Here is a 13,270-nt window from a genome sequence, read left to right as displayed (position 1 = left end):
CCTGCCTGAGCGTCAGGAGACGACTAACAGCGCGCGTAGCTGCGCGCGTTCGTCCGGGCCGATGCCGAGTGCCTGCTGTAAAAATGCGTCGCTGTTGCCATAAAGTTTATCAAGCGCCTGGAAGGATGCGCGCAAATAGCTTTCCTGCACCTCAAGCAGCGTCAAAATATCCTCGGGTTTCTTTTCAGGCGCCAGCGCGCTGAACTGGGCCAGAAGGCGTTGATTAATCGCCTCGCGGTAGCGGTTACTCAACAAATAATCCGCCATAATCACCTCGCGATCGGCACCCAGAGCCATTAGCACCAGCGCGGCAGCGAATCCGGTACGATCTTTTCCAGCCGAGCAGTGAAAATAGAGCGCACCCTGTTCCAGCGTCAACAGCGCCTGAAAAAATCCGCGCCAGGCGTCAAGGCATCCGCTTTCCTGCACGAAGTCCAGATAGATGTCCTGTAATATTTGCGCCGGGCTGTGCCCCTGCAGGCGCGCTACCATCTCTTTCGGGCTGGCGCTATGTTCTTTTAATACATTACGCAGTACGTCCAGGTGCACAATTGGCGCCCCTTCCGGGCTGTAATCCGGGCGCTCGTCTACTTCAGCGCGCGTACGTAAATCAACCACTTTCGTCACCGGGATTTGCGCCAGCACGTTCACTCCTTCAGGCGTAATCGCGTACAAATCTTCTCCGCGCAGTAATTTACCACTCCGAAGATGCCCGCCAGCAACAGGATAGCCTCCCATATCGCGCACATTATTAACGCCTTCCAGGGTCAGAGGGCGAGGCGTAATTAATTCATCCATATCGTTACCGTTCCTTCATTAATTATGTGAATGTTGCTGCGTATACCATTTAACCCACGGAGCCGAAAACACCATACCTCAATGATAATAAATCATATTTATCCGGGACCAGATCGCACTCACGCGGCAAATCACGGCTTCAGGTAATCTCAAGCACTGCGGCGTAGCTCAAGCGTTTCGCACAGGCAGTTTGCTATGATGCCCAATTATAAGACCATTTGCATGGCACAAATTCTGCATTAGCCATTGCTATTGCCGCACCAACATGGAGCGAGAAATAATGGAAAAAGTCATTACTGTTTGCCCGTACTGTGCCTCTGGCTGCAAGCTCAACCTGCTGGTTGAGGACAATCGCGTAGTCGGCGCACAGGCGGCCCCGGGTAAAAATAATCAAAATACGCTGTGCCTGAAAGGCTATTACGGCTGGGATTTTCTTAACGATACGCAGATCCTAACGCCGCGCCTGAAGACGCCAATGATTCGCCGCCAGCGCGGCGGCAAGCTGGTTTCCGTAAGCTGGGAAGAGGCGTTAGATTTTGTCGCCGACAAATTTCGCGCCATCCGTGAGCAGTACGGGCCGGATGCGATTATGACCACCGGTTCGTCGCGCGGCCCAGGCAACGAAGTGAACTATTTAATGCAGAAGTTCGCGCGGGCGGTGCTGGGAACGAATAATGTAGATTGCTGCGCGCGCGTCTGACACGGCCCCTCGGTTGCAGGTCTGCACCAGTCGGTCGGTAACGGCGCAATGAGCAATGCTATTACGGAAATTGACGGCACTGATTTACTGCTGATTTTTGGTTATAACCCGGCGGATTCGCATCCTATTGTTGCCAATCACGTCATTCAGGCGAAGCAAAACGGTGCCAAAATTATTGTGTGCGATCCGAGGCGCATTGAGACAGCGCGCATCGCCGATGTACATTTGCAGTTGAAAAACGGCAGCAATATCGCCCTGCTTAACGCCATGGGACACGTCATTCTTGAAGAAGGCCTGCATGATACCGGGTTTATTACGGCGCGCACCGAAGGCTTTGAGGAATATCAGAAGATCGTCGCTGGCTATACCCCGGAATCCGTCGAGGCGATAACCGGCGTGCCCGCCGCACAAATCCGCGAAGCGGCGCGCCTATATGCCAGTGCAAAAACGGCCACTATCCTTTGGGGCATGGGCGTTACGCAGTTTTATCAGGGCGTGGAAACCGTTCGCTCATTAACCAGCCTGGCGCTGCTAACCGGCAATTTAGGCAAAGCCCACGTTGGCGTAAACCCGGTGCGCGGGCAGAACAACGTGCAGGGCGCATGCGATATGGGTGCGCTGCCGGACACTTATCCCGGCTATCAAAGCGTTTCAGTCCCCGAGAACAGGGAGAAATTCGCCCGCGCCTGGGGCGTGGAATCCCTCCCGGAAAAAGCCGGTTATCGGATCAGCGAATTGCCGCATCGGGTTGCCCATGGCGAAATCCATGCCGCCTATATCATGGGTGAAGATCCGCTGCAAACCGACGCGGAGCTTGCCGCCGTCCGGCAGGCGATGAGCGATCTTTCGCTACTGGTGGTTCAGGATATCTTCATGACCAAAACGGCTTCAGTAGCGGACGTTATTCTGCCCGCGACCAGTTGGGGCGAGCATGAAGGCGTATACACCGCCGCCGATCGCGGTTTCCAGCGCTTCTTTAAAGCCGTGGAGCCGCAGTGGGACTTAAAAACGGACTGGCAAATCATCAGCGAAATCGCCACTCGCATGGGCTATCCCATGCACTATAACTGCACGCAGGAGATTTGGGATGAGATGCGCCATCTGTGCCCTGCTTTCTACGGCGCGACTTACGAAAAAATCGGCGAAATGGGTTACATTCAGTGGCCCTGCTATAGCGAAGATCCCAAAGATCAAGGCACCTCCTGGCTGTATAACGGGCGTTTTGACAGGCCAAATGGCCTGGGGCAATTCTTTACCTGCGACTGGGTTGCGCCGCTGGATAAACTCAGCGACGACTATCCCTTAGTGCTGTCTACCGTGCGCGAGGTAGGCCACTACAGTTGCCGTTCAATGACCGGTAACTGCGCGGCGCTCACCGCGCTGGCGGATGAGCCGGGCTATGTGCAAATGCATACTGACGATGCCGCACGCACTGGGATCGTAAACGAAGCGCTGGTGTGGGTAGTCTCACGTAAAGGGCGCGTTATCGCACGCGCTCAGGTAAGCGATCGCCCAAATAAAGGCGCCGTGTATATGACATATCAGTGGTGGATTGGCGCCTGTAACGAGCTGGTCAGTGAGAATCTTAGCCCGATAACCAAAACGCCAGAGTATAAATATAGCGCAGTGCGGGTTGAGGCTATCGCCGATCAGCAGGAGGCAGAACGGTACGTTCAGCGTGAATATACGGCGTTGAAAGACCGGCTGCGTGAGAGCGCCGTTGGCTGAGGCTATCGCCGCTCGGCAGGAGGCAGAACGGTACGCTCAGCGCGAATATACGGCGTTGAAAGACCGGCTGCGTGAGAGCGCCGTTGGCTGAGGCTATCGCCGCTCGGCAGGAGGCAGAACGGTACGTTCAGCGTGAATATACGGCGTTGAAAGGCCGGCTGCGTGCGAGCGCCGTTGGCTGAGGCTATCGCCGCTCGGCGGCAGGCAGAACGGTACGTTCAGCGTGAATATACGGCGTTGAAAGACCGGCTGCGTGAGAGCGCCGTTGGCTGAGGCTATCGCCGCTCGGCGGCAGGCAGAACGGTACGCTCAGCGTGAATATACGGCGTTGAAAGACCGGCTGCGTGAGAGCGCCGTTGGCTGAGGCTATCGCCGCTCGGCAGGAGGCAGAACGGTACGTTCAGCGCGAATATACGGCGTTGAAAGACCGGCTGCGTGAGAGCGCCGTTGGCTGAGGCTATCGCCGCTCGGCAGGAGGCAGAACGGTACGTTCAGCGCGAATATACGGCGTTGAAAGGCCGGCTGCGTGAGAGCGCCGTTGGCTGAGGCTATCGCCGCTCGGCGGCAGGCAGAACGGTACGTTCAGCGCGAATATACGGCGTTGAAAGACCGGCTGCGTGAGAGCGCCGTTGGCTGAGGCTATCGCCGCTAGGCAGGAGGCAGAACGGTACGCTCAGCGTGAATATACGGCGTTGAAAGACCGGCTGCGTGAGAGCGCCGTTGGCTGAGGCTGAGCGGTAGGATAAAGTCAGGCGGCAATGTCGCATGATACTATCGCGGCCTTAAAATACAGGCGAAATATGCGTTTGTCGCCTGTACGCTTCAGGGCACACGATACTGCCGCGCCGATTCACCGGCGGACTAAAACAGGCTGAAAATGTAATTTTACATCTTCCTGTTTTTACTCTTCTCCCACAGCGCCGCAGGCTGCCCTTAGCGGCAGAAGCGGGTTGCCAAACCTGGCTGTAACTGAAGAAGGAGGCGCCAAATGCGCCTGTTCCGAGATAATGGGTAATTCAAGGCGGTAACACAGCCGCCGATGCGCAGCGGCTGTAGACGCGCTTATCTTCGGGCCGCCTGGTCAAAATGCCCCAATATTTCCCGCTCATATTCCCGCGCTTTTTTCTTATCAAACTGGTGTTCCCATTTGGCTATCACCAGCACCGCCAGCGCATTACCGACCACATTCAGCGCCGTGCGCGCCATATCGAGAATACGATCGACGCCCGCAATAAACGCCAGCCCTTCCAGCGGAATACCCACACTGCCAAGCGTCGCCAGTAGTACCACAAAAGAGACGCCCGGCACGCCGGCAATACCTTTTGAAGTCACCATTAGCGTCAGTACCAGGATAATTTCCTGCCCCAGCGACAGTTCAATCCCATAGAGCTGGGCGATGAAAATCGCGGCGATGCTCTGATACAGCGTTGAGCCGTCCAGATTGAATGAATATCCGGTCGGCACTACAAAGCTGGTGATGGAGGACGGCGCGCCGTAAGCCTCCATCTTTTCAATAATACGTGGCAGAACGCTTTCGGAACTGGCGGTCGAATAGGCGAGAATGAGCTCATCTTTCAGGATACGAATTAGTGTCCAGACGCGCAAATTGCAGAGACGCGCCACCGCCCCCAGCACCACCAGCGCAAAGAACAGAATGGCAAAATGCACCAGAATCACGAGCTTCGCCAGAGGCCAGAGCGAAGCGAAACCGAAGTTCGCTACGGTTACAGAGATTAGCGCGAAGACCCCAATCGGGGCATAGCGCATGATCATGTGGGTGACTTTAAACATCGTCTCCGAGACGCTGCGAAACACTGTGACCAGCGGCTCGCGGTGCGCGGCGGGCAGCGAAGAGAGCCCCAGACCAAATAACACCGAGAAGAAAATAACCGGCAGCATGTCGCCTTTTGCCATCGAAGCGAAAATATTCGTCGGCACCAGCGACAGCAGGGTTCCCATCAGTCCATGAGAATGGCTCGCAACCTCTTGGGTAGTGTGTTCATATTTTGAGATATCGACGGTAGCCAGTTGAGACATGTCAATGCCGTGGCCCGGCTGCAGAACATTGGCCAGCGTAATACCGACAATAATAGCGATTGTGGTAATAATTTCGAAGTAAACTATCGTTTTAACACCAATACGTCCTAGCTGCTTTGCATCCCCAACGCCGGCAATACCGACCACTAGCGTAGAGATAACAATAGGTACCACAATCATTTTAATCAGGTGGATAAAAATATCACCGGCGGGCGAGAGAAGGTTCTCTACCAGCCACACGCGGGCATCAGGTTGATAATGGAGGATGCTTCCCAGCACAATACCCAATACCAATGCCAGCAATATCTGCCAGGCAAGGCTGAATTTAAAGTTTTTCATAACAACAAACTTCCTGAATACGGGCGGGATTCCTGCTTTTAAGGGCATGAACGCCGCAATCTGAAGGGCTATAGCCACGGTTTATTATGGTGTCGTGTTTTTTACTCCTGTAATCAGTACCATTTGCATGCCCTTTTGCGCAACCCTTGAAAATCTATGCAATTCATATAATTTCCTGAGATAACCGGAAATTTCTAGCGCTATACTTACTTAATCCACTGTTATTAAACAAATTAAAATATCCATTTTTTAAATAATCATAATTCGTAATTATTTCTCAAGACGGTTCTGTTTGTTTATTTTTTAACCCATTTAGAATGCGTGATCTCTCGCCCAAAAAATAAACAAAACCCTTCCCTCGCCTTTATTTAACGTTTACTTGACATAGTATTAACACTTTCAAGGAGTAATAATGCTATGAGCCAAATACATAAACATGCGATTCCTGCGAATATTGCGGCACACTGTCTGATATCTCCCCAGCAGTATCAGGATCTCTATCAGCAATCTGTCTGCAATCCGGACGAGTTTTGGCGCGATCGGGGACAAATTCTCGACTGGATGACGCCCTACACCCGGGTAAAAAACACCTCATTTGCGCCTGGCAATATTTCAATCAAATGGTATGAAGATGGCAGCCTCAATTTGGCCGCTAACTGTCTGGATCGACACTTAGCAGTGCGGGGCGAACAGCCTGCCATAATTTGGGAAGGCGACGACGCCAGCCAAAGTAAAACGCTGACCTACCGGGAGTTACATGCGGAAGTGTGCCGCTTCGCCAATGTACTGGAAGCGCTCGGGATTAAAAAAGGCGATGTGGTCGCTATTTATATGCCCATGGTGCCAGAAGCCGCTATTGCCATGCTCGGCTGCGCTCGTATCGGCGCGATCCATTCGGTGATTTTCGGCGGTTTCTCACCGGAGGCCGTCGCCGGACGTATTATCGACTCCAGCGCGCGACTGGTCATTACCGCCGATGAAGGCGTCCGCGCCGGGCGCGCTATTCCACTCAAAAAGAATGTCGACGACGCGCTTAATAATCCTAACGTCACCAGCGTAGAACGCGTCATCGTGCTGGAGCGCACTGGCAGCAATACTCACTGGCAGGAAGGGCGCGATCTTTGGTGGACCACGCTCATGGACGAGGCCAGCGTCGAACATCAGGCTCCGCCAATTAACGCCGAGGATCCGCTATTTATTCTGTACACCTCGGGTTCAACCGGCAAACCCAAAGGAGTATTGCACACCACCGGCGGCTATCTGGTCTATGCGGCGACCACATTTAAATATGTGTTTGATTACCAGCCCGGCGAGGTTTACTGGTGCACCGCCGACGTCGGTTGGGTAACCGGGCATAGCTATTTACTATACGGACCGCTGGCCTGCGGTGCGACGACGCTGATGTTCGAAGGCGTGCCAAACTGGCCGCAGCCGAATCGTATGGCGCAGGTCGTCGATAAGCATCAGGTAAATATTCTGTACACCGCACCCACCGCAATCCGGGCGCTGATGGCCGAGGGAAATAAAGCGATTGAAGGAACACAGCGCACCTCTTTACGCATTTTAGGCTCCGTCGGCGAGCCAATTAACCCAGAGGCCTGGGAGTGGTTCTGGTCCAAAATCGGCAATGAAAAATGCCCGGTAATGGATACCTGGTGGCAGACAGAAACCGGCGGATTTATGATTACGCCGCTGCCCGGTGCCACAGAACTGAAGGCCGGTTCGGCGACGCGCCCCTTCTTTGGCGTTCAGCCGGCGCTGGTTGATAACGAAGGCAATATTCTGGAAGGTGCAACCGAAGGCAATCTGACGATTATCGACTCCTGGCCCGGGCAAGCGCGCACGCTGTTCGGCGATCATGCCCGCTTTGAGCAAACCTATTTTTCAACGTTTAAAAACCACTATTTCAGCGGCGACGGCGCGCGGCGCGATGAGGACGGCTATTACTGGATAACCGGGCGGGTGGACGACGTACTTAATGTCTCCGGCCACCGTCTCGGTACGGCGGAAATTGAATCGGCGCTGGTATCGCATCCCAAAATCGCCGAGGCCGCCGTGGTTGGTATTCCGCACGCGATTAAAGGCCAGGCGATTTATGCCTACGTCACGCTTAACCACGGCGAAATTCCCACCTCAGAACTGTATGCCGAGGTGCGCGGCTGGGTGCGAAAAGAGATAGGCCCGCTCGCGACGCCGGATATTCTGCACTGGACCGATTCACTGCCGAAAACCCGCTCCGGTAAGATTATGCGGCGTATTCTGCGCAAAATCGCTGCCGGCGACACCGGCAATTTCGGAGATACGTCTACGCTCGCCGATCCCGGCGTGGTGGAGAAACTGTTGGAGGAAAAACAGGGCATCGCCATGCCTTCCTGACACCTTCCCCCACGGCGGGAGGACTCCGCCGTGTCATCTCTTTCCAAAGGATTCATTGATAACGCACGCAGTAATGTGTCGATGCAACGTTTTCCAGGCCAATGCCGGAAAACGATCCGGCGCCGGGTGGCGCTGCGATACGCCGCCCCGCGACGATAACTATAAAACGTCGTGTTTAACCTCTGGAGATGCTGTGATGAATGATGACATTAATACCCGGTTAGCCCATATTGAACAAAGCGCGCATTTCAGGGAGCTGGTTGAAAAACGCCAGCGTTTCGCCGGTACACTTTCGCTCATCATGCTGGCGGTTTACGTGGGCTTCATCTTACTGATTGCCTTCGCGCCGGGCTGGCTGGGTACGCCGCTCTACGCGGGCGCCAGCGTTACGCGCGGGATCCCCATCGGCATTGGGATCATCGTATTCTCATTTATGCTCACCGGCGTCTATGTCTATCGCGCAAACGGCGAATTCGATCGTCTGACGAAAGCCGTGCTGCGGGAGGAAACCCTACAATGAAAACCCCCTATTTTTTGGCATTGTTCGCGCTGCCGGGCAGTGCGCTGGCGGCAGATGCGCTTAGCGGGCCGGTCGCCCGTCAGCCGACCAACTGGCAGGCGATTATTATGTTCGTTATTTTTGTAGCCCTTACGCTGTGCATTACCTGGTGGGCTTCGCGGCGCACCCGCTCGCGCAGCGACTATTATACGGCAGGTGGTAATATTACCGGCCTGCAAAACGGGCTGGCTATTTCGGGCGATTTCATGTCCGCCGCGTCATTTCTGGGGATCTCGGCGCTGGTCTATACCTCTGGCTATGATGGCCTGATCTATTCCCTCGGCTTTCTGGTCGGCTGGCCCATTATTCTTTTCCTGATAGCGGAAAGGCTGCGTAACCTGGGACGCTACACATTTGCAGATGTCGCCTCGTATCGTCTGCGCCAAAGCCCAATTCGTATGCTCTCCGCCTGCGGCTCTTTGGTAGTGGTCGCGCTATATTTAATTGCGCAAATGGTTGGTGCCGGCAAACTGATCGAACTGCTATTCGGGCTTAATTATCATATTGCCGTTGTGCTGGTCGGGGTCTTAATGGTGATGTACGTGCTGTTTGGCGGCATGCTGGCGACAACCTGGGTGCAAATAGTTAAAGCCGTGCTGTTACTGTTTGGCGCCTCATTTATGGCATTTATGGTGATGCGCCACGTCGGGTTTAATTTTAATACGCTGTTTTCAGAGGCGATGGCGGTTCACCCGGGCGGAGATGCCATTATGCGTCCCGGCGGGCTGGTAAAAGATCCGATTTCCGCGCTATCGCTTGGCCTGGGGCTGATGTTTGGCACCGCGGGGCTGCCGCATATCCTGATGCGTTTCTTTACCGTTAGCGATGCGAAAGAAGCGCGAAAAAGCGTGTTTTACGCCACCGGTTTTATGGGCTACTTCTATATTCTGACGTTTATTATTGGTTTCGGCGCCATTATGCTGGTCGGTGCTAACCCGGCGTTTAAAGACGCCGCGGGCGCGCTCATCGGCGGCAGTAATATGGCGGCGGTGCATCTGGCCAACGCCGTCGGCGGCAATTTGTTCCTGGGCTTTATTTCCGCCGTGGCTTTCGCCACTATCCTGGCAGTGGTGGCTGGATTGACGCTCGCCGGTGCCTCAGCCGTATCGCACGATCTCTACGCCAATGTATTTCGTAAAGGCGCCAGCGAACAGGCCGAGCTTAAGGTGTCTAAAATCACCGTGCTCATTCTTGGCGTGGTCGCCATCCTGCTAGGTATTCTTTTCGAAAATCAAAATATTGCGTTTATGGTTGGGCTGGCGTTCTCTATCGCGGCAAGCTGTAATTTCCCGATTATTTTGCTGTCGATGTACTGGTCGAAACTCACTACGCGCGGTGCCACTATTGGCGGCTGGTTGGGGCTGCTCACCGCCGTGGTCTTGATGGTGCTCGGCCCGACGATTTGGGTACAGATATTAGGGCATACAGCGCCCGTTTTCCCTTATGAATATCCAGCGCTGTTTTCTATTCTGGTGGCGTTTATCGGTATTTGGATTTTTTCTATCACCGATGGCAGCCCGCAGGGGGCGAGCGAACGCGCGCAGTTCCGCGCGCAGTTTATTCGTTCTCAAACCGGGCTGGGCATCGATACCGGGCGCTCCCACTGATTTTCAAATCAGGCGCGGTATGCCTCAGGGCATACCGCTATCCATCGGTTCGCTTCACGGCCTGCGGGAAAAATGTCACTGACGGTCACGCGTCATTAGCGATAAAACAGGATAAGTACAGTGAAAGTGACGATATTCGAGAGCGCATGCAGTAGCACCGGCGTTATCAGACCGCCGGAATAACGCCGGATTTGGCAAAGTATCATCGAGAAAATAAACAGCCACAAAAACGTTGCCGGTTCGCGATATTGCACGTGCATCAGAGAAAAGAGCAGCGAGCTTAGCAGCATCGCGGCATATTCCCCATAGCGACCAAAACCAACGCCCATGTTATATAAAAAACCGCGAAAGATTATCTCTTCCGTCACGGGCGCGATAAAACACCCGATGACTACAAACAGCCACCAGGCCCAGAGGGAGTAACTCTTTAGCGACGCCACCCACTGCGTTTCACCTTTCGAGAAATAGACGTAGATAGCCGTCAGGGCAATTAGCGCCAGGGCGCCATACCATAGCGCCGGTTGGTGCAATTTCCCCGCCGGCATTAACCCATAAAGCGACTGATAATATCGCCAGGCCAGCAGGGAAAAGGGCAGCCAAAACAGAAATTCAACCACCGTAGTTCCCATACCGGCGTGATATAAACTGCCCGCTGCGGGAAACAGGAAAAACAACAGGCTCAGCAAATACCACAGGCTCCAGGCCATAAAGCAGAACAGCGCGTGCATCACGCGGTCGAGAAGAGTCATTATGATTGCGCCAAAATTAAAATACGGGCGTTTTCACGCCGAAGACCGTTCCTTGTTTCAACGGCGCGCCGTCTCCTGGCCTGCAACCGTTTGCCGTACAGCAAGCACAACGTCCGCCTTCGATATGAATAACGAAAGCAGACAAAGCAAGCGGGATACGAACATCCATGAATAATAAAGGCCTTTAAATACCGGCTTACTGTAAAGACCCCAAAACACGATAAGCCACGGTTCATGTGTGGGAAAACGCTTTGAAAGCGTATTACCGAATGCCAGACTATAAGCCGGCGTGAATAAAACATTTTCTGAAAGAAACCATTGGATCCAGCTCCACTACATTTCCCCTGCTTCTTTGCCACAATTAGCCGAAGCGGAACCGACGCTATTTTACCCAGTTATTATCATCACCCTATAAAGAATTGATTTTTTGAGAATTTCACTAAAGCCGGGCGACTAACCGTGGACAGCGATCTGAGTAAAAATCAGCCGCTATCGCAGGGGCGCTGTCTGCGCATTAAAGCGGCGTAACAGAAACGCAAAAAAGAACGCACTGCGGAAGATTACAACCCAAAAGCCCAGGCGAGGCCAAAGCCTGACGCTGCTCGCGGCTACCGGACATGGTGTTGAGTTGACCGTGAAAAAGCCCCGCCAAAGACGGGGCTTAATACGCTTGAGGGCCATCGCTATGCATTACACTTTTTCAATAAGTAACGCTTCAAGCAAATCAAGGTCATGCAACATTTTCTGCAGCGTTTCGTTACTTATCTGCTGCGTAGCGCGCAAATGATACAGTTCCGCGCGTTCGGATCGTAACGCGGTGAGACGGAAACGGCGTTCCAGGTTTTCTGCCATTTCAAGGCTGTCCGCATCGTTATCGCCCTTAATTCGCCTGCGCAAATTGCCAATAACTCTGGCGCTAACTTCTTTAAGTAACTGATCGTCTATATTTTCTTCGCTGTTGGCCGCCAGCCGCTCTTCCATTTTTTGGATAGCGACAATCGCCACCTCTGCCGTTACCGAACGCGCTAATCGCTCCTCTTTATGGGCCTGCGATTTATCCGTGGTATCTACGTGGCGCAATAGGATGGGAAGCATGATAACCCCGACGAACAGCGAAAACAGGATCACGCCAGCGGAGAGGAAAATCAGTTCATAGCGCGCCGGGAAAATATCGCCATTCGGCAGCAGCAAAGGTATGGAGAGCACGCCGGCGAGCGTAATCGCACCGCGTACGCCAGCGAAAGAGGCGATAAGCATTTCACGCATCCCCCATGAGCCAAACTCCATGGGGCGCTTTTTCAAAAAGCGCAGGCTAAAGCGCTTCATGCACCACAGCCAGAGGAAGCGTACCAGGATGAGCGCAAAGTAAATAAGCGCGATATCCATGCACAGGATCCATGTTTCAACGTTCGGATCGGCTTCAGCCGCCGCCAGCGACATTTTCATAATCCCCGGAAGCTGAAGCCCCAGCATCAGGAATACCATGCCGTTAAACACAAATTCCAGCATCGCCCATACGCTATTTGCGCGCAGACGCATTGCCAGTGGTGCAGTACGCATCACACCGGAACGGGTGATGGTCATCCCTGCGGCAACCGCGGCCAAAATACCTGAGACGCCAATGTGTTCTGCAATCAAATACGAAGCGAAAGGTAACAGGAACAACAGCACGATTTGCGTTGCCGGCTCATCGCCGCTCCAGCGGCTCATTAAACGCAGCGATCGCCCGTATAGCCAGCTCACGGCGATACCGGCCAGCAGGCCGCCAATGGCGACTTTAAGGAACTCTAGCGTGGCGCCGCCAACGGTGAAAACCATAGTCCCCATAACGACTGCTACGGCGAACTTAAGCGACACCAGGCCAGAGGCATCATTCATCAGGGCTTCCCCCTGCAGGATGCCCATAATTTTCTTCGGAATGCGGCCTTCGCCGACAATACCGGAAAGCGCGACGGCGTCGGTAGGTGAGAGCACTGCCGCCAGCGCAAAAGCGGGAATCAATGGAATGCCGGGTACCATCCAGTAAATCAGGAAACCAATACCGGCCACGGTTATCAGCACCAGCACCAGCGCGAGCCCGATTATCTCTCGCCCATGGTGGATAAATTCCCGCGTTGGCGTTTTCCAGCCGTCGGCAAACAGCAAGGGAGGAATAAACAGGACCAAAAACAGCTCAGGATTAAAATCAACGTGCAAACCGAATTGAGGCCAGGCTAAAAGCGCCCCCATGGCGATTTGCATCAGCGGCTGCGGCACCTGAAAAGGTAAAATGCGCGTAAATACGCCGGAAAGAGACACTACCAGCGTCAGAATTAGAATTGTAAAAAAGTTTTCCATGCTTTCCTTAGTCGCAGAGTTTTTTTGTGACCGAAAATAT

Annotated in this window: 8 protein-coding genes; 4 read left to right on the top strand and 4 right to left on the bottom strand. The window is 53.8% G+C overall.

The window, feature by feature from the left end; genetic code table 11:
• Nucleotides 1-12: 12 nt before the first annotated feature.
• Entirely contained in the window at nt 13-798 is a 786-nt protein-coding gene (locus SFA31_RS05275) for a tyrosine-protein phosphatase (protein WP_322837032.1), read from the bottom strand.
• A 280-nt stretch (nt 799-1,078) separates the two neighbouring features.
• Here SFA31_RS05275 and fdhF point away from each other — a divergent pair, with 280 nt between their 5' ends.
• Nucleotides 1,079-3,226 (top strand): formate dehydrogenase subunit alpha, encoded by a 2,148-nt coding sequence (gene fdhF / locus SFA31_RS05270; protein ID WP_322837031.1) that lies wholly within the window; start codon nt 1,079-1,081, stop codon nt 3,224-3,226.
• Nucleotides 3,227-4,288: 1,062 nt separating this feature from the next.
• Here fdhF and gltP read toward each other — a convergent pair.
• Nucleotides 4,289-5,602, bottom strand: a complete 1,314-nt coding sequence (gltP, locus tag SFA31_RS05265; RefSeq protein ID WP_322837030.1) for a glutamate/aspartate:proton symporter GltP — start codon at nt 5,600-5,602, stop codon at nt 4,289-4,291.
• Between the two features lie 417 nt (nt 5,603-6,019).
• Between gltP and acs the strand changes: the two genes are divergently transcribed.
• The 3 genes from acs (at nt 6,020) to SFA31_RS05250 (ending at nt 10,144) form a co-directional block, all read left to right on the top strand.
• The gene (acs, locus tag SFA31_RS05260) at nt 6,020-7,978 is read left to right on the top strand and encodes an acetate--CoA ligase (RefSeq protein ID WP_322837029.1); all 1,959 of its coding nucleotides are present in this window, start codon (nt 6,020-6,022) and stop codon (nt 7,976-7,978) included.
• A gap of 196 nt (nt 7,979-8,174) precedes the next feature.
• Nucleotides 8,175-8,498: a DUF485 domain-containing protein gene (locus SFA31_RS05255; protein WP_322839297.1), complete on the top strand. Its 324-nt coding sequence runs from the start codon at nt 8,175-8,177 to the stop codon at nt 8,496-8,498.
• The gene (locus SFA31_RS05250; RefSeq protein WP_322837028.1) at nt 8,495-10,144 is read left to right on the top strand and encodes a cation acetate symporter; all 1,650 of its coding nucleotides are present in this window, start codon (nt 8,495-8,497) and stop codon (nt 10,142-10,144) included. Before SFA31_RS05255 ends, SFA31_RS05250 begins: the two co-directional genes overlap by 4 nt.
• Before the next feature lie 95 nt (nt 10,145-10,239).
• On the opposite strand, the gene SFA31_RS05245 is transcribed toward SFA31_RS05250, so the two are convergent.
• Both SFA31_RS05245 and SFA31_RS05240 read right to left on the bottom strand, forming a co-directional pair.
• The gene (locus tag SFA31_RS05245; protein WP_322837027.1) at nt 10,240-10,893 is read right to left on the bottom strand and encodes a type II CAAX endopeptidase family protein; all 654 of its coding nucleotides are present in this window, start codon (nt 10,891-10,893) and stop codon (nt 10,240-10,242) included.
• 690 nt (nt 10,894-11,583) lie between these two features.
• Entirely contained in the window at nt 11,584-13,230 is a 1,647-nt protein-coding gene (locus SFA31_RS05240) for a Na+/H+ antiporter (RefSeq protein ID WP_322837026.1), read from the bottom strand.
• Nucleotides 13,231-13,270 lie beyond the last annotated feature (40 nt).

This window comes from Erwinia sp. HR93 (assembly GCF_034555055.1).
GTDB lineage: Bacteria > Pseudomonadota > Gammaproteobacteria > Enterobacterales > Enterobacteriaceae > Apirhabdus > Apirhabdus apintestini.
This window is presented reverse-complemented; position numbering and strand designations above follow the sequence as displayed.

Excerpts from the sequence above, each read along its gene's own strand:
- SFA31_RS05275 (WP_322837032.1), bottom strand. The coding sequence starts at position 798 with ATGGATGAATTAATTACGCCTCGCCCTCTGACCCTGGAAGGCGTTAAT.
- gltP (WP_322837030.1), bottom strand. The coding sequence starts at position 5,602 with ATGAAAAACTTTAAATTCAGCCTTGCCTGGCAGATATTGCTGGCATTG.
- acs (WP_322837029.1), top strand. The coding sequence starts at position 6,020 with ATGAGCCAAATACATAAACATGCGATTCCTGCGAATATTGCGGCACAC.
- SFA31_RS05255 (WP_322839297.1), top strand. The coding sequence starts at position 8,175 with ATGAATGATGACATTAATACCCGGTTAGCCCATATTGAACAAAGCGCG.
- SFA31_RS05250 (WP_322837028.1), top strand. The coding sequence starts at position 8,495 with ATGAAAACCCCCTATTTTTTGGCATTGTTCGCGCTGCCGGGCAGTGCG.
- SFA31_RS05245 (WP_322837027.1), bottom strand. The coding sequence starts at position 10,893 with ATGACTCTTCTCGACCGCGTGATGCACGCGCTGTTCTGCTTTATGGCC.
- SFA31_RS05240 (WP_322837026.1), bottom strand. The coding sequence starts at position 13,230 with ATGGAAAACTTTTTTACAATTCTAATTCTGACGCTGGTAGTGTCTCTT.